The organism is Megasphaera indica (assembly GCF_046614755.1).
Lineage (GTDB): Bacteria > Bacillota > Negativicutes > Veillonellales > Megasphaeraceae > Megasphaera > Megasphaera intestinihominis.
In genome coordinates this window covers 72615-89304 of record NZ_JBKKJR010000005.1, presented here as the reverse complement: position 1 = coordinate 89304, position 16690 = coordinate 72615, and the positions used below count along the sequence as shown (strand labels likewise).

Genomic DNA, 16690 nt, shown 5'->3' with positions numbered 1-16690 from the left:
GATAAACCGCATTAGGAGCGATTGCATTGAAACGACGAGCACCGGAACTTTCACAACAATATATCCAGCCTTTGGCCGATGTCTTCAAAGTCCTCGGCGATCCGACACGGCTGCGCATATTGCGCGTCCTCATGAATCAGGAAGTCTGCGTCCGGGATATTGCCGATGAACTCGGTATGGGCCAGTCTGCTGTGTCCCATCAGCTGCGCATCCTGCGCGATGCCCGGCTGGTCCAGTTCCGCCGGGACGGCAAGACCGTATACTATTCGCTGGCCGATGCCCATGTCTTTACGCTGCTCGACGTCGGCCTGGAGCATGTTGCCGAATAAAAGGGGCACATAAAGGGGGAGTAGTTTATGTATGTTTGTTTAATGCGTCACGGAAAGGCCCAGCCTTTTGATCTGCATCAGCCGGATAAACTGCGTGAACTGACTGAAAAAGGGTGTAATCAGGCTTCGTCCATGGCGAAATGGGCCTCGTCATGGTGGCCGTCGGGGAAAACGGCCCTGTGGGTCAGCCCATACGTGCGGACGTGTCAGACAGCCGCTTATTTAGAAAAGCATCTGCCTATTGAGCAGTTCCATACGCATAAAGCCATCGCTTCCGGTGACTTAGTCGCCGTATACGACGAGATTTTGAGCCGGGAAACAGCTGATGTCGTGTGCATCATCGGCCATTCGCCGTTCCTCGACCGCTGGGCTCAGGCCTGGACGGGGACGGCTGTCGACTTCAAGACGGGCAGCATGGCCATGTTCGACTTCGACGTCCACGGCGGCCGCATCGGTTCGGCATCGCTGCTTTTCTATGTCCATCCGAAGGCCTTGAAATTTTTGGGACCTTCTTATAAAGAATAAATTGGAGGTTGTACTCATGATGAAACATGTATTATCCATTGCCGGGACGGATCCTTCTGGCGGAGCCGGTGCCGCTGCGGATTGCAAGACTTTTTGTGCCCACGGCTGCTTTGCCTTGAATGTTATTACGGCCGTCGTTTCCCAGAACACCCAGGGCGTGCGCGGTTATATGGACGTCACGCCGGACCTCATTGCTTCGCAGATCGATGCGGTATTTGAAGATATCGACGTCGACGCCGTCAAAATCGGCATGGTCAGTGTACCTGAAACGATCCGCGTCATCGCCGATAAATTGAAACAATACCAGCCGCCGTATATCGTCATCGATCCGGTCATGGTCGCTACCAGCGGCCATCGCCTGCTGGTACCGGAAGCCGAACAGACGCTGAAGGAAGTCCTCCTTCCCATGGCCGATGTCTTGACGCCGAACCTGCCGGAAGCCGAAGTGCTGACAGGGAAATCCATTGAAAGCCTGCACGACATGGAAGAAGCGGCCAAGGCCATTGCTGCCATGGGTGCCAAAGCCGTCCTGGTCAAAGGCGGTCATCGCATTGCCGATGCGACGGATATCCTCTTCGACGGCCATGATTTTCATTATTATAAGGGGAAACGCCTGGAAAGCACGAGTACCCATGGGACAGGCTGCTCCTTATCGAGCGCCATCGCCTCGAACCTGGCCAATGGCCTGAGTTTGCCAGACGCAGTCGGTGCGGCGAAAGAGTACGTCTTTGAAGGCATTGCCCATGCTGAACCCATTGGCAAGGGCCATGGCCCGATTCATCACTTTTATGAATTATATAAGAAAGCAGGGTGGACAAAATGAGATTGACACATTCTTGGAAGAAACTGTGCTGCCTGGTCATGGCGGCTGCATCGATCGGCGGTATGGCACTGGCTGCTTCACCGCAGGCAACATATGAAGAAGCGGCCCGCAACATGGCGGCCCATCCTCAGGGCTCTTATACGCTGAAACTGGGCCTCAAGATGCCCTTTGTCGGCGAAGGGGCCGTCGTCAACAATATCGACGTCCAGGAACGGCCTTTCGTCATCCAGTCCCAGGCTAAGGTAACGGGTTTTGCTGCGACGACGATGAAGAAAGTCCCTGAAGGGAAAGCCTATGCCGTCCAGAACGGGAAAAAAATCGACGTCTATTACCAGGAAGATGGCGATGAATGGGAAAAGAAGAGCTATGATTTGAAGGACAGCAAGCCCTTGGCCGATTACCTGCGTCAGGACTACAATGTCCTGGCTGGCGTGAAAAAAGTCACCGCTGCTGGCGGCAATGATTACAACGTCGTCTTCGACGCTTCCCATATCTATAATCCGGCCGACCAGGCTCAGTGGAAGAAAAACGGCATGACGGCCGAGCAGATCCGCGTCATGACCAAAGTCCTCCAGGGCTTGCAGCAGTGCGGCGACTTATCGACGGTTGTCACCATCGACCCGGCGACGAAGCGCATTTCCCGCATCTCCCTGCCCTTGACGGACCAGCTGCGCAGCCTGGCCCTGACGCTGGTTGATGAATATGGCCGCAGTGACGCCGACAAGGCCGTAGCCCAGTCGTTCATCAAAATGAGCGAAGTCAGCCTGACCATCGATTGCACGGCCCTGCCCCAGGGAACACAGCTGACCGTGCCGGAAAAAGTCATCAAATCGGCAAAATAAATGTAAATTTTTTATGAAAAGTTAAGAGTTTTCACAAAAAGAGACGATAGATTATTGACAGAGTCCCGGAAATAACGGAAAATATGATAGAAGGAAGAAAATCCATTACTGTTCGTTATATCTACATATAGGATAGACCTGCAGCCTGGTCTGCCGGGCTCCGGTTGGAACGGATACAACTATATTTATTTTTAGGAGGTATATTTTGGCTAAAAAAGAAAAACTCATGGTAATTCCCTTAGGTGGTTTAGGTGAAATCGGCAAGAATATGACGGTCATCCAGTACGGGAATGATATTATCGTCATCGACGCCGGCCTGGCCTTCCCGGATGACGACATGTTCGGCATCGACCTCGTCATCCCGGACATGAGTTACTTGATTGAAAACCGGGACAAAGTACGGGCCGTCGTCATCACCCATGGTCATGAAGACCATATCGGCGGTTTGTCCTACTTGCTCAATGAAGTAAATGTGCCCGTATACGCCACCAAGCTCGTATGCGGCCTCATCGAAGGGAAACTGAAAGAAAACCACATTACGAATTATACACTGAATGAAGTGCATCATGGTGATGAAGTACAGATCGGCTGTATGAAGGTCGGCTTCATCCATACGAACCACTCCATCCCGGATGCCAGTGCCCTGTATTTCCGGACTCCCGTAGGCACCATTGTCCATACAGGCGACTTCAAGATGGACCTGACGCCGGTCGATGGCCGTCAGATGGACATCCATAAATTTGCTGAATTAGGCCGCCGCGGCGTCCTGCTGCTCATGTCGGACAGCACCAATGCCGAACGGCCGGGCTACACCGAATCGGAAACGACTGTCGGCCATGCTTTCCGCAAGGCTTTCCGCGCTGCAAAAGGCCGTATCATCCTGGCGACATTCGCCTCGAATATTTCCCGTATCCAACAGGCTATCAATACGGCAGTGCAGTTCAAGCGCAAAGTCACCGTCCTCGGCCGCAGCATGGTCAACAACGTCCAGATTGCCATTGAACTGGGCTATCTCGACGTTCCCGAAGGTGTCCTCATCGAACCGGATGAACTGAACCGTTATCCCGATGACCAGATCCTCATCTTGACGACGGGCAGCCAGGGCGAACCCATGGCCGGCCTGTCGCGCATGGCTTCCAACAACCATCGCAGCGTCAGCATCATGCCTGGCGATACGGTCATCATTTCGGCTACGCCTATCCCGGGCAATGAAACTGGTGTCGGCCGCACCATTGATAACCTCATGCGCCTCGGTGCCAATGTCATCGCCGGCCGGGATAAGAAAATCCACGTATCCGGCCATGCCAGCCAGGAAGAACTGAAGCTCATGCTGGAACTGATCAAACCGAAATATTTCATCCCTGTCCACGGCGAATACCGCATGCTCAAGACGCACGGCGACCTGGCCGTCATGATGGGCGTTGCCAAGGACCACGTCCTCATCGGCGACAACGGCCAGATCTTTGAATTCTCGAACCGTTCCGGCCATAAGACAGGCCATGTCAATGCAGGCCGCGTCTTCGTCGACGGTCTCGGCGTCGGCGATGTCGGCAACATCGTCATCCGCGACCGCCAGCAGCTGGCTATGGAAGGTGTCGTCATCGTCGTCATGACCCTGGCCAAAGGGACGAGCCATCCCCTGGCCGGTCCGGATATCGTTTCTCGCGGCTTCGTCTATGTCCGCGATTCGGAAGAATTGATCCGCGAAGCTCATGACCGCGTCGCCGCCGTCCTCGAACGCTGCGAAGCCGGTAATATCCGCGAATGGGCTGTCATCAAGTCCCAGGTCCGCGATACGCTGAGCCGTTATCTCTATGAAAAGACACGGCGTCGTCCGATGATCCTGCCGATTATCATGGAAGTATAATTTGATATTTGTTACTGTGACAGCGGAGGCATCTCGTGCCTCCGCTGTTTCTCAGTCCCGACGAAAGGGGGAACTGTTATGGAGCAGAGGCGTGTCACACCGCTGACGACGGCCGGCTGTTTTGCCGCCATTATGCTGGTCTTTGCGCTTCTCAGTACATACGTGCCGATTTTTTCTTTTATTGGTTATTTCATCATGCCCATTCCCATGGTCATCATTTTCATGAAATACGGTCTGCGCCAGACCCTGCTGCTGGGCGTGACCGTAGGCTTCCTCATGGGGCTGTTCATCGACCCGGTGACGGCATTGGTCCAATTCCTGAGCTTCGGTGCCGTCGGCCTGGCCCTGGGAGCTGGCTTTCGCTATGAATGGTCGGCTGTACGCCTCTTGGGGACGGTTACAGCGGCCCTGGTCGCCGTCTTCGTCGTCATCGCCCTATTGTCCTATGTTGTCCTCGACGTCAACGTCTTTACCCAGATGAACGATTTCTTCACGCAGTTCATGGACAGCATGATGGCCCAGTACCAGCAGCAGGGCATGTCTGACGTCAAATTGGCAGAAACGCGGGCCCAGCTCAATCAGGTCCGGGAGATGCTGCCGTCGCTGCTGCCCATGTTCCTCTGTCTGGGGACGGCCATCATCGCCTACGCGAACATCAAGATTTCCCAGGTCATCCTGCGCCGTCTCGGCTTTTCGCTCAAGGCGTTTTTGCCTATTCGTTATTGGGAAATACCCCGTAGTATGATATACTTATATATATTGGCATTGGTCATGAAATACTGGGGAGTGACACGGGATATTACCTGGCTCAATATCATCGGTATGAATCTCAATCAGATTGCCTTCTTCTTCATCTGTATCCAGGGAATTGCCTTCGTCTTTTATCTCCTCAGCAGCCGTTTCCGTTTAGGGAATGGCCTTCAGGCCCTGATCCTCATCTCATTTTTTGTCATGCCTGTTTTTTCGTATGCTGCCTTTTTAGCCGGCATCTTCGACATGCTCACGAATTATAGAAAAAAAGGTCGTACGCTTTAGTACGCAGGGGGCGGAACCATGTTTAAAACGTTGCTGTCAAGGCGGTCGGAAGAACCTTTCTTCCTGATTACCGTCTTGCTGCTTATCATCATTGCCGTATATAATTGGGTCATCGCCTTGCTGGCCCTGATCCTCATCGGCGGGGCTTATGTCCTGACCCGCAAGAACCATAACGAACGCAACCGGGAAATCAGCCAGTTCTTCGATGCCATCTCCAAGAGCGTCGACCAGGCTTCGACGTATGCCGTGCAGAATCTGCCTATCGGCATTGCCATCATCGACATGCAGTCCAACTTGTACTGGGCCAACAGCGTCTTCCGAGACTGGGTCGGCGACATCGACAACGACCAGCAGCTGGACCACATCATGCCGAACTTGAAAGTCGATAAGTTCTGGGGAAAATCGGGATATTTCTTTGAACACATCGGCGAACGCTATTACCGCGTCGTCTACAAGTATCTGCAGACCGAAGCTGCTGACGATGACAATTACCTCATCCTCTATTTTGAAGACATTACCGATACGGAACGGCAGAAGCTGAATTCCCTGGCTGCTGTCCCCGTTTTCTGCGATATCGAGATCGACAACCTGGAGGAAGTTGCCAAGGGGATGACGGCTGTCCAGCGGGCTACGCTGGTGACCAACGTCAACAACTGCCTCATCGGCGAACTGTCCGGCCATAATTGCTTTATCTGGGCCTACGGCAATGAGAAGTACATTGCCTGCATGAGCCGGGATACGCTGGAATATTATAAGGAGGATAACTTTTCTTTCCTGGAAAAAATCCGTTCCATCCATACGGTCAACCGCATCCCCGTGACGCTCAGCATGGGCATCGCCCTCTTCCCGAGCGACGTCATTGCGGCGGGCAAAGCCAATTTCAACGAACTGGCTACGAAAGCCCGGGCCGGCCTCGACCTGGCTCTGAGCCGCGGCGGCGACCAGGTCGTCGTCTATGAAGAGGACGGATCGCCTCACTTCTACGGCGGCAAGACGCGCTGCGTCGAAAAGAATACCCGCGTCCGGGCCCGCGTCGTCGCCCAGGCCATCCACGAACTCATCGATACGAGCGATATGGTCCTGGTCATGGGACATGAACGGGAAGACTATGACAGCATCGGCGCTGCCGTCGGCGTAGCCCACATGGCCCGCCTGGCAGGCAAGCCGGTACATGTCGTCGTCAGCAATCAGACCGACGCCATCCGGCGCCTGGAAGATCAGATTATGGATAATCCCGATTTCAAGGACCTGCTCATTTCGGCAGAAACGGCGGAGAATATCTGCAACAGCCAGACCCTGCTGTTCATCGTCGATACGCACCGCCCGGACATGACCGTAGCTCCGGCTTTGCTGGACGAAACGGACCGGCGCGTCGTCATCGACCATCACCGCCGCAGTTCGGACTTCATCAAGAAGCCCTTGCTGACCTATACGGAAACGTCGAGTTCTTCGACGAGTGAACTGGTGACGGAGCTCTTGCAATATTTCCAGGAAGATGTAGAATTATCGAAGATCGAAGCGACGGCCCTCTATGCCGGCATCATTGTCGACACCAAGAACTTCGCCGTCCAGACCGGCGTGCGCACTTTCGACGCCGCGTCGTATCTGCGCCGCTGCGGAGCGGATCCGGATATCGTCCGCGAACTGTTCAGCTCTGACTTCGATACCGTCAAGGACCGGGCCCTCATCTTGTCCGGTGCCCAGATCAGCGACGGCGTCGCCATGGCCAGCTGCCCCAAGGGTCAGCGCAATGCCACCATCATCGCCGCCCAGGTAGCGGATATGCTCATCAACATCGACAGCGTCGAAGCCAGCTTTACCTTCTATTATCTGGCCGATGACTGCATCGGTGTCAGCGCCCGCTCGAAAGGCGAAATCAATGTACAATTAGTCATGGAAGCTCTCGGCGGCGGCGGCCACCGTACCGTTGCCGGTGCCCAGCTGCGTGGCCGGACCCTGGTCGAAGCCCAGGGGGATGTCATGGCCGCCCTCCATGAAATCATAGATAAAGACAAGGAGATTGATGAAAAATGAAAGTAATCTTATTACAGGATGTAAAGAAACTCGGTAAGAAAGGGGACATCATCGAAGTATCGGAAGGCTATGGCCGCAACTTCCTCCTGCCCCGTAAATTAGCCGCTCCCGGCACATCGGAAAACCTCAACGATGCCAAACAGAAAAAAGCCGCTGCCAAGCATAAGGCCCAGGTCGCTTCGGATGAAGCCGTCATCCTGGCCAGCCAGCTGAAGAAAGTCGAACTGACCATTCCCGTCAAAGTCGGCGAAGGCGGCAAAGTCTTCGGCGCCATTACGGGCAAGACCATCAGCGAAGCAGCCAAGGCCCAGTACGATATCGACCTGGACAAGAAAAAAGTAGAAATCAAGGATCCGATTAAATCGCTCGGCGATTACGATGTCACCATCCGCGTCCATCCGACGATTACCAGTGTCATCAAAATACACGTTGTAGAAGGCTGATCATAAGCCATAAGGGGATACAATGAAAGAATTATTGGACAAATTATTACAGCGCCATAAGTACCTCGAACCGACGGCGGAGGAAGAACTCCGCCGTCAGGTTAACGTGCTTTATGGCGCTTTTACTGGTCTTATAGGGTCTGAAAAGATGGTCCTCCGGGCCAGTAAGTATTCTGCCTTGTCGTACATCCATTCCGAAGACCCGCGCCAGCGCCTGGTCGGACTGCAGCGCCTCATCTATGAAGACGTCTCGTATGATAAAGTACCCGATGACGATGAAGTCATCAACGTCCTCAATGAACTGGAAATGGTCCTGGCTGAGATGTTGGCCCGTCAGGCCGTAGAAGAACGGCTGGAAAAGAAAATCAGCCAGCGCATGGATGAAAAACAGCAGGAATACGTGCGGGAAATCAAGATGGAACTCATCAAGGAAGAACTGCACGACGTCGAAACGCCGCAGACCAAGCGCAAGCTCAAGGAATTGGACGACCTGGAAAACGTCCATCTTACGGAATCGGTCATGGAACGGGTACGGCCGAAACAGCTCCGGGCTATCGTCGGCCAGGAACGGGCCGTGGAAGCCATGCAGAGCAAGTTATCGTCTGTCTATCCGCAGCACCTGCTCCTCTACGGACCGCCTGGCGTCGGCAAGACGACGGCTGCCCGCATCGTCCTCGACGAAGCCAAGAAGCTGCCCTTTACACCGTTTGGCCCTGATGCGCCCTTTATCGAAACGGACGGGACGACGCTGCGCTGGGATTCGCGGGATATGACCAACCCTCTCATCGGTTCGGTCCACGACCCGATTTATCAGGGCGCCCGCCGCGACCTGGCCGATACGGGGATCCCGGAACCGAAGCCGGGCCTGGTCACCGAAGCCCATGGCGGCATCCTCTTCATCGACGAAATCGGGGAAATGGACCCGATGCTGCTCAACAAGCTGCTGAAAGTCATGGAAGACAAGCGGGTCCGTTTTGAATCGGCTTATTACGACGAAGACGACCCGAATGTGCCGAAGTATATCAAGAAACTCTTTGCCGAAGGGGCTCCGGCCGACTTCATCCTCATCGGTGCGACGACGCGGGACCCGTCGGAAATCAATCCGGCCATCCGGTCGCGCTGCGCTGAAATCTTCTTTGAACCCCTCATCCCGTCGGATATCGAACAGATTGTCACCAATGCCGCTGTCCAGCTGGGGGCAGAACTGGAAGACGGCGTGGCCAAATTGATCAGTGAGTTTACCATCGAAGGCCGCAAAGCCGTCAACATCCTGGCCGACACGTATGGCCTGGCTGTCTTTAAATCGGGCTCCAAGGACCACGTGCGCATCACCTGCGACCACGTCCGCCGCGTCGCCCAGATCAGCCGCCTCGTGCCTTATGTGACGGAAAAGGCCAGCGATACGCCTGTCGTCGGCAAGGTCTTCGGCCTCGGCGTCGCCGGTTACCTCGGCTCGGCCATTGAAATCGAAGCCGTCGCCTTTCCGGCGCGGGCGCCGGGGAAGGGCTATTACCGCTTCAACGATACGGCCGGTTCCATGGCCAAGGACTCCATGTTCAACGCAGCCGCTGTCGTCCGCCGCATGACCGGTAAGGAACTGTCCGATTACGACGTCAACATCAACTTCGTCGGCGGCGGCAATATCGACGGCCCGTCGGCAGGTTGTGCCATTACGACGGCCCTCATCTCGGCCATCACAGGCAAGCCGGTCCGTCAGGATATGGCCCTGACCGGGGAAATTTCCATCCAAGGCCAGGTCAAGCCCGTCGGCGGCGTCTTTGAAAAGGCTTATGGCGCCCGTCAGGCCGGCATGAAAGGAATCATCATCCCGAAAGAAAATGCTCATGATATCCCGGAACGTCATTTAGGCCTGGATATCCACTATGCCGTCACCATCGACGACGTACTGAAACTGATGTTGGTCGAACAGGAGGGAGCCTAATATGGAACAGCGGATTCCACCGCAGAACGTAGAGGCGGAACAAGCCGTCCTGGGGGCGATGCTCTTATCCCATGATGCCGTCATCGTCGCTATGGAAAAGCTCCAGTCCCAGGATTTTTACCGCGACGTCCATCGCATCATCTTCGAGGCCATGGAACACCTCCATCGGGAAAATAAAGAAATCGACGTCATCACCCTGCCGGACGAGTTGAAACGCATGAAGAAGCTCGACGATGTAGGCGGTCTCGAATATGTCCTGAACCTGCCGAACCTGGTCGGGTCAGCGGCCAATATCGAATATTACGCCAATATCGTCGCCGAGAAGGCCCTGGCGCGCAACCTCATTTCGACGTGTACCGAACTGACGGCGGAAGCCTATGATGGCCAAAAGGAAACGGAAGCCCTCCTGGACGATGCCGAACGGCGCATCCTCCAGCTGTCGGATACAAAGAACCGCGGCGATTTCGCTTCTGTCGGCGCCGTCGTCGAAGTGACCCTGGACAAGATCACCAAGCTCTATGAAAATAAAGCGGGCCTCACCGGCCTGCCGACGGGATTCCGCGACCTGGACCGCATGACGTCGGGCCTGCAGCCGTCGGACCTGATCCTGGTCGCTGCCCGTCCGAGTATGGGCAAGACGGCCTTTACCCTGAACATCGCCCAGAACGTTGGCGTCCGTCAGCATAAGACGGTAGCCTTCTTTTCCCTGGAAATGTCCCAGGAACAGCTCGTCCAGCGACTGCTCTGCCAAATCGCCCATATCGACTCGCAGAAACTGCGCACAGGCCAGCTCAACAGCGATGAAGAGTGGACGCGCCTGACCGATGCCTGCGACAAACTTTATGAGTCGCCCATTTACATCGACGATACGCCGGGCATCTCTGTCGCCGAAATGCGATCGAAAGCGCGGCGCCTCAAGTCGGAACACGGCCTGGACCTGATCATCGTCGACTACCTGCAGCTCATGCAGGGGCGCAATGCCGAAAGCCGCCAGCAGGAAATCTCCGAGATTTCCCGGTCCCTCAAGGCCTTGGCGCGGGAACTGAAAGTACCGCTCATCGCCTTGTCCCAGCTCAGCCGCAGTGTCGAAAGCCGGCAGGATAAACGGCCTATGCTCAGTGACCTCCGCGAATCGGGGGCCCTGGAACAGGATGCGGATATCGTTTCCTTCTTGTACCGCGAAGATTACTACGATAAGGAAACGGAGAACCAGCACATTACAGAAGTCATCCTGGCCAAACACCGCAACGGCCCTGTCGGGTCGGTCAAGCTCTACTTCAAGAACGAGTTCACGCTGTTCCTCAACCTGGACACGCAGCATGAAGGGTAGATAAAATTAATTTAAAAAAAGTGTAAAAAGTACTTGCATTATTCCGTGGGGTATAGTATACTAATCAAGTCAGCGGTTCTGACAGAGACTTTTGAAACGGGGTTCTGCCTCGTCAGAAGAAATAAGAAAAGCTGATAAAAAAGTTCTTGACAGAACGTCAGTCCTTTGATATAATAGACTACGTTCCACGGAACAGTAAGCCAACGTAGCTCAATTGGTAGAGCAACTGACTTGTAATCAGTAGGTTGTAGGTTCAAGTCCTATCGTTGGCTCCAGTAAATGGTGGGGTTCCCGAGTGGCTAAAGGGAGCAGACTGTAAATCTGCCGGCGTTTGCCTTCGAAGGTTCGAATCCTTCCCCCACCACCAATTATCGCGGGGTGGAGCAGTTGGTAGCTCGTCGGGCTCATAACCCGAAGGTCGTAGGTTCAAGTCCTGCCCCCGCTACCAAATTTTTTTACTGTCAGGTAAAAAAACAACTTCATAATTGGCTTTGACCAGTTCATAAGCTGTTGTAGCTCAGTCGGTAGAGCGTATCCTTGGTAAGGATAAGGTCACCGGTTCAATCCCGGTCAATAGCTCCACACATGGCGGCTTAGCTCAGTTGGCTAGAGCATGCGGTTCATACCCGCAGTGTCCAGAGTTCGAATCTCCGAGCCGCCACCACACTAATAACCTCGTGCATACGAGGTTATTTCTATATGCAAAAATATTTTTTGTTTAAATTTTCCTATTTTTTTAAGCAAAGAGTACGGATGTGTGATAGAATACAAGTGGGTAGCTGTTTTTTTTCCTAAAGGAGGAAATGATTACAATGGCAAAAGAACATTATGAAAGAACAAAACCGCATGTTAATATCGGTACGATTGGTCACGTCGACCATGGCAAAACGACATTAACGGCTGCTATTACGAAAGTATTAGCAAAGAAGGGCTTTGCCAAGTTCGAAGATTACTCCGATATTGACAAGGCTCCGGAAGAACGTGAACGTGGTATTACGATCAACACGGCGCACGTCGAATATGAAACGGAAAAACGCCACTATGCACATGTTGACTGCCCGGGGCATGCTGACTATGTCAAGAACATGATCACTGGTGCAGCTCAGATGGATGGTGCTATCCTCGTTGTATCCGCAGCTGACGGCCCGATGCCGCAGACTCGTGAACACATCCTCCTGGCCCGCCAGGTCGGTGTACCGGCTATCGTCGTATACCTCAACAAAGCTGACCAGGTCGACGATCCGGAACTGATTGAACTCGTTGAAATGGAAGTCCGCGACCTCCTGACTGAATATGATTATCCTGGCGATGAAGTACCTATCATCGTAGGTTCTGCATTGAAAGCCCTCGAAGGCGATCCGGAAGCTGAAAAATCCATCCTCGACTTGATGGATGCTGTCGACAGCTACATCCCGACGCCGCAGCGTCCGACAGACCAGCCGTTCCTGATGCCTGTCGAAGACGTATTCACCATCACCGGCCGTGGTACGGTTGCTACGGGCCGTGTCGAACGTGGTACGATCAAAGTCGGTGACGCTGTCGAAATCGTCGGCCTCGCTGATAAACCGAAAGATACCGTCGTTACGGGCGTTGAAATGTTCCGTAAGATCCTGGACCTCGCAGAAGCAGGCGACAACATCGGCGCACTCCTCCGTGGCATCGACCGCAAAGACGTCGAACGCGGCCAGGTCCTGGCTAAACCGGGCACGATTCATCCGCACACGAAATTCAAGGCTCAGGTCTATGTCCTGACCAAAGATGAAGGCGGCCGTCATACGCCGTTCTTCAACGGCTATCGTCCGCAGTTCTACTTCCGCACGACTGACGTAACGGGTGTCATCACCCTGCCGGAAGGCACAGAAATGTGCATGCCTGGCGATAACGTCAAGATGGAAGTCGAACTCATCACACCGATTGCTATCGAAGCAGGCCTGCGCTTCGCTATCCGTGAAGGCGGCCGTACCGTAGGTGCCGGTGTCGTATCCGAAATCGAAGGCTAAAAGATAGTTTAAAGTTTGTAGTGCCGAGTTTGTAGAAAGAGGTTAAATTTTTAGCCAATAACTGCAAACTAAAAACTACAAACTTTAAACTCAAAAAAGGCGCTGTCTTCATACGACAGCGCCTTTTTTGCATACATTTATGCGCAAGGCTACAGGCCGTGAATTAGTTATCGCCTGTCTGCGCAATTGTAGGGGCTCGCACGTGGCAAGCCCGCTTCTAGTATAATGAGGGAATGACGGTAACTGTAACGTAAGGCATCCGTCGGAAGTCTCTCCTCATAGGAGAGGTAGCCCGAAGGGCCGGAGAGGTTAACCTCTCAGTCAGCTGCGCTGACAGCTCTCCTAGCAGGAGAGCCGGGCCGTCGGCCCCTACGAACCCCTAGCCCCTAGCCACTAGCCACTACCCAAAATCCCGGGTATAATAGAACTACACACAAGAGGAGGGTGCGAAATATGAACATTGCTGAAAATACGGCCGATACAGCGCAGCAGGCGGCTAACGTCGTCCAGGCCGATGTCCAGAACCAGGTCACGCAGAGCGTCACGACGCTGGACCATTTAAAGGATTTTCTGCTCAACCACGGTCCCGATGTCATCTATGCCATTATCATCTTCATCGTCGGCCGCTACGTGGCCCGGGCTTTCAAGAACCTGGCTGTCCGCATGATGACCCATGCCAATTACGACCATACGGTCATCACCTTTGTCAGCCAGCTGATTTATTATGCCATCATGGCCTTGGTCTTGTTGTCGGCCCTGAATAAGGCCGGTATCCCGACGAATTCCTTCCTGGCCGCGTTCGGCGCCTTTGGCCTGGCTGTCGGCCTGGCCTTGCAGAGCAATCTGTCGAATTTCGCTTCCGGCCTTTTGATCCTGATCTTCAAGCCTTTCAAAGCCGGAGATTGGATCGCCGTCGGCGGTGTAGAAGGCAGCGTCAAAGGGATTCAGATGATGAATACGGCTATTACGACGAAAGACAACAAGACGATTTTCATCCCCAATTCCAGTATCACCTCGTCCCAGGTGACCAACAGCTCTTACCAGCAGGAAAGGTACATTACTTTTTTCTTCGACATCGGTTACCAGAACGACCATCACAAGGCCATTGCTCTGCTGAAGCAGATATTCCGGGAAGACAGGCGGGTCCTCAATGCCGACACGATGGAAATCGGCATCCGCGAATTTGCCGAAAGCTCCGTACGCATCGCCGCTTTTCCCAAGGTCGCCAAGGAAAATTATTACCCCGTCTATTACGACACTATGTCCAAGGTAAAGGATACCTTCGATGCCAATGGTATTGATATACCTTATCCGCAGCGCGTAATTTATATACAAAAAAATGAACAATAAAACGTTACTTTTTGAACATGTTTTCAGCTATTTCTTAGGAAATAGCTGATTTTTTTGTACCCTATCCATAGTATGTGAAAAAAAGAATAAAGATGGGAAATAAGAATATTCGCCAAAATCGAAAAATAATCTTGCGTTTTTCGTCTAACTAAGGCTTGAGCTATACCTTAATAGCATTGTTAAGCTGTTGATTTATGCCCTTTTTCTATTATATAATAGTATCATGTTGTTAGGGAATTAATTATTTAATTATTAATAGTTTTTGAGCATATAATAAGTTCAAAAGTGAACAAAGAAAGAGGGTATTTGTATTATGGTATTTTTATTGGCATTGTCACCTATTTTGTGGCTCATCGTTTCTTTGGGCTTCCTGAAGATGCAGAGCTTCAAGGCATGTCCCATTGCCTTGATCATTTCTTTTGCCGTCGCCCTGGCCTGGTATCATATGCCGGGCATGGATGCCGCTACGGCAGCCCTGGAAGGCGTGGCCCTGGCATGCTGGCCTATTTTACTGGTCATCATCGCCGCTATCTTTACGTATAATCTGACCTTGTACACCAAGAGCATGGATATCGTCAAGCACATGCTGACGACGGTCAGCAAGGACCGCCGCGTCCTGGCCCTGCTCATTGGCTGGGGTTTCGGCGCCTTCATGGAAGGTATGGCCGGCTTCGGTACGGCTATCGCTATCCCGGCATCGATGCTGGTTGCCCTGGGTTTCGACCCCATCAAGGCTATCCTGGTCTGCCTGGTTGCTAACTCCGTTCCGACGACGTATGGTTCCATCGGTATCCCTGCCAGCACCCTGGCTAACTTGACGGGCCTCGATCCGGTCCAGCTGTCGACATATATCAGCTTGCAGCTCCTGCCGCTCAACATCCTTTGCCCGTTCATCATCGTCGCCATCGTCGGCGGCTCGCTGAAGGCCCTCAAAGGCGTTTTCATGGTTACCCTGCTCTCGGCCCTGGGCCTGGCTGTGCCGGAACTCATCGTCTCGGCCTTCGTCGGTCCGGAACTGGCTGTCATGGGGGCTTCTATCGTCATCATGGCCCTCATCGTCGTTTATTCCCATTTCCGTCCTATCGACGATCCGGAATATGCCATGGACATCAATCCGGCTCACGTACCGCTCCGCGGTGGTCTGCTGGCTTGCCTGCCCTTCATCTTGATTTTTGTCTTCTTATTGCTGACGTCGAAACTCGTTCCCTTCATCCATGCACCGCTCATGGCTATTAAATCGTCGGTCCTCATCTATACCGGTCAGGGCGGCGTACCTTATACTTTCGTCTGGGTCAATACGCCGGGTATCCTCATCTTGTTGGCTGCCTTCATCAGTGGTAAAGCCCAGTCGGCCCGTTTCAGTGAAATGTTCATCGTCTTGCTGAACACCATCAAAGGCCTGCGCAATACGATCATCACCATCATCGCTGTCATCGCTACGGCTAAGGTCATGGGCTACAGCGGCATGACATCGGATATCGCCCGCACGGCTGTCGAAGCGACGGGTATGATGTATCCGGCCATTGCACCGCTCATCGGCTCTGTCGGCACGTTCATCACCGGTTCCGGTACGTCCAGTAACGTCCTCTTCGGCAACCTCCAGACCGATGCTGCTGCCGCCATCAATGCCAATAAAGCCTGGCTGGCCGCTGCCAACTCGGCTGGTACCTGCGCGGGCAAGATGATTTCGCCGCAAAGTATCGCCATTGCCGTCGGGGCCATCTCCCTGACCGGCAAGGATAACGAAATCCTTCAGGCAATCATGAAAGTCTATGTACCATATATCATCCTCTTAGGGGCCATCGTCTACTTCGGACAGGTCCTGGTAGGGTAGGGAAAAAGGGACTGTCGCACATGCGACAGTCCCTTTTTCTGTAGGGGCTTGCACGTGGCAAGCCCGCCTGAAATGTGATGTAGACGTTATACATGACAAATGATATGCGTGAAAACGTTCAATATACTCAAATCTATTATGTCTATATAATCATGATAGGCCTGTCTTAGAATATGAGTGATTATTCATTTTAGGGAGAGCGCCACCAAATATCCAACGGGTCGCCCACGTGGCGACCCCTACAGAGCAAAAAAAGGCTGCCGTATAAAGCCATCTGGGCTTCGTGCGGCAGCTTTTTTAGATGATTCAGGCGAACCCCTAACCCCTAAACTTCCT

At 53.3% G+C, this 16690-nt stretch carries 13 protein-coding genes and 5 tRNA genes; all 18 read left to right on the top strand.

Features of this window, described 5'->3' with window-relative positions; all coding sequences use genetic code 11:
- Positions 1 to 26 precede the first annotated feature (26 nt).
- The 18 genes from ACFCTO_RS04470 (at position 27) to ACFCTO_RS04385 (ending at position 16354) form a co-directional block, all read left to right on the top strand.
- Complete coding sequence (locus ACFCTO_RS04470; RefSeq protein WP_020723714.1) at positions 27 to 329, top strand: ArsR/SmtB family transcription factor; 303 nt, start codon at positions 27 to 29, stop codon at positions 327 to 329.
- A 27-nt stretch (positions 330 to 356) separates the two neighbouring features.
- Entirely contained in the window at positions 357 to 854 is a 498-nt protein-coding gene (locus ACFCTO_RS04465) for a SixA phosphatase family protein (protein WP_499876453.1), read from the top strand.
- A 16-nt stretch (positions 855 to 870) separates the two neighbouring features.
- Complete coding sequence (thiD, locus tag ACFCTO_RS04460) at positions 871 to 1677, top strand: bifunctional hydroxymethylpyrimidine kinase/phosphomethylpyrimidine kinase (protein WP_292261376.1); 807 nt, start codon at positions 871 to 873, stop codon at positions 1675 to 1677.
- The gene (locus ACFCTO_RS04455) at positions 1674 to 2519 is read left to right on the top strand and encodes a hypothetical protein (protein WP_337465991.1); all 846 of its coding nucleotides are present in this window, start codon (positions 1674 to 1676) and stop codon (positions 2517 to 2519) included. The genes thiD and ACFCTO_RS04455 overlap by 4 nt, the downstream gene beginning before the upstream one ends.
- A gap of 205 nt (positions 2520 to 2724) precedes the next feature.
- Positions 2725 to 4386: a ribonuclease J gene (locus ACFCTO_RS04450; protein WP_292261375.1), complete on the top strand. Its 1662-nt coding sequence runs from the start codon at positions 2725 to 2727 to the stop codon at positions 4384 to 4386.
- A 78-nt stretch (positions 4387 to 4464) separates the two neighbouring features.
- Complete coding sequence (locus tag ACFCTO_RS04445) at positions 4465 to 5421, top strand: YybS family protein (RefSeq protein WP_292261373.1); 957 nt, start codon at positions 4465 to 4467, stop codon at positions 5419 to 5421.
- Between the two features lie 18 nt (positions 5422 to 5439).
- A complete protein-coding gene (locus tag ACFCTO_RS04440; RefSeq protein WP_499876452.1) occupies positions 5440 to 7455 on the top strand; it encodes a DHH family phosphoesterase in 2016 nt (671 codons plus the stop codon).
- A complete protein-coding gene (gene rplI, locus ACFCTO_RS04435; RefSeq protein WP_020311654.1) occupies positions 7452 to 7898 on the top strand; it encodes a 50S ribosomal protein L9 in 447 nt (148 codons plus the stop codon). The genes ACFCTO_RS04440 and rplI overlap by 4 nt, the downstream gene beginning before the upstream one ends.
- 22 nt (positions 7899 to 7920) lie before the next feature.
- Positions 7921 to 9840, top strand: a complete 1920-nt coding sequence (gene lonC, locus ACFCTO_RS04430) for a Lon family ATP-dependent protease (protein ID WP_418518100.1) — start codon at positions 7921 to 7923, stop codon at positions 9838 to 9840.
- 1 nt (position 9841) lies between these two features.
- On the top strand, positions 9842 to 11170 hold the full coding sequence (gene dnaB / locus ACFCTO_RS04425; RefSeq protein WP_499876451.1) for a replicative DNA helicase: 1329 nt from the start codon (positions 9842 to 9844) through the stop codon (positions 11168 to 11170).
- A 199-nt stretch (positions 11171 to 11369) separates the two neighbouring features.
- Positions 11370 to 11445, top strand: a tRNA-Thr gene (locus ACFCTO_RS04420).
- Between the two features lie 6 nt (positions 11446 to 11451).
- Positions 11452 to 11537, top strand: a tRNA-Tyr gene (locus ACFCTO_RS04415).
- A 5-nt stretch (positions 11538 to 11542) separates the two neighbouring features.
- Positions 11543 to 11618, top strand: a tRNA-Met gene (locus ACFCTO_RS04410).
- 58 nt (positions 11619 to 11676) lie between these two features.
- A tRNA-Thr gene (locus tag ACFCTO_RS04405) sits at positions 11677 to 11752 on the top strand.
- A 5-nt stretch (positions 11753 to 11757) separates the two neighbouring features.
- Positions 11758 to 11834 (top strand) — tRNA-Met (locus ACFCTO_RS04400).
- Between the two features lie 148 nt (positions 11835 to 11982).
- Entirely contained in the window at positions 11983 to 13170 is a 1188-nt protein-coding gene (gene tuf / locus ACFCTO_RS04395) for an elongation factor Tu (protein WP_292300603.1), read from the top strand.
- 453 nt (positions 13171 to 13623) lie between these two features.
- The gene (locus ACFCTO_RS04390) at positions 13624 to 14520 is read left to right on the top strand and encodes a mechanosensitive ion channel family protein (protein ID WP_292262284.1); all 897 of its coding nucleotides are present in this window, start codon (positions 13624 to 13626) and stop codon (positions 14518 to 14520) included.
- A gap of 313 nt (positions 14521 to 14833) precedes the next feature.
- Positions 14834 to 16354, top strand: coding sequence for an L-lactate permease (locus tag ACFCTO_RS04385; protein ID WP_302485189.1), 1521 nt, complete (start codon positions 14834 to 14836; stop codon positions 16352 to 16354).
- The last annotated feature ends 336 nt before the right edge of the window (positions 16355 to 16690 follow it).

What these genes read in the sequence shown, in the direction of transcription:
- ACFCTO_RS04465 (WP_499876453.1), top strand. Translation starts at nt 357, where the DNA reads ATGTATGTTTGTTTAATGCGTCACGGAAAGGCCCAGCCTTTTGATCTG.
- thiD (WP_292261376.1), top strand. Translation starts at nt 871, where the DNA reads ATGATGAAACATGTATTATCCATTGCCGGGACGGATCCTTCTGGCGGA.
- ACFCTO_RS04455 (WP_337465991.1), top strand. Translation starts at nt 1,674, where the DNA reads ATGAGATTGACACATTCTTGGAAGAAACTGTGCTGCCTGGTCATGGCG.
- ACFCTO_RS04445 (WP_292261373.1), top strand. Translation starts at nt 4,465, where the DNA reads ATGGAGCAGAGGCGTGTCACACCGCTGACGACGGCCGGCTGTTTTGCC.
- ACFCTO_RS04440 (WP_499876452.1), top strand. Translation starts at nt 5,440, where the DNA reads ATGTTTAAAACGTTGCTGTCAAGGCGGTCGGAAGAACCTTTCTTCCTG.
- rplI (WP_020311654.1), top strand. Translation starts at nt 7,452, where the DNA reads ATGAAAGTAATCTTATTACAGGATGTAAAGAAACTCGGTAAGAAAGGG.
- lonC (WP_418518100.1), top strand. Translation starts at nt 7,921, where the DNA reads ATGAAAGAATTATTGGACAAATTATTACAGCGCCATAAGTACCTCGAA.
- dnaB (WP_499876451.1), top strand. Translation starts at nt 9,842, where the DNA reads ATGGAACAGCGGATTCCACCGCAGAACGTAGAGGCGGAACAAGCCGTC.
- tuf (WP_292300603.1), top strand. Translation starts at nt 11,983, where the DNA reads ATGGCAAAAGAACATTATGAAAGAACAAAACCGCATGTTAATATCGGT.
- ACFCTO_RS04390 (WP_292262284.1), top strand. Translation starts at nt 13,624, where the DNA reads ATGAACATTGCTGAAAATACGGCCGATACAGCGCAGCAGGCGGCTAAC.
- ACFCTO_RS04385 (WP_302485189.1), top strand. Translation starts at nt 14,834, where the DNA reads ATGGTATTTTTATTGGCATTGTCACCTATTTTGTGGCTCATCGTTTCT.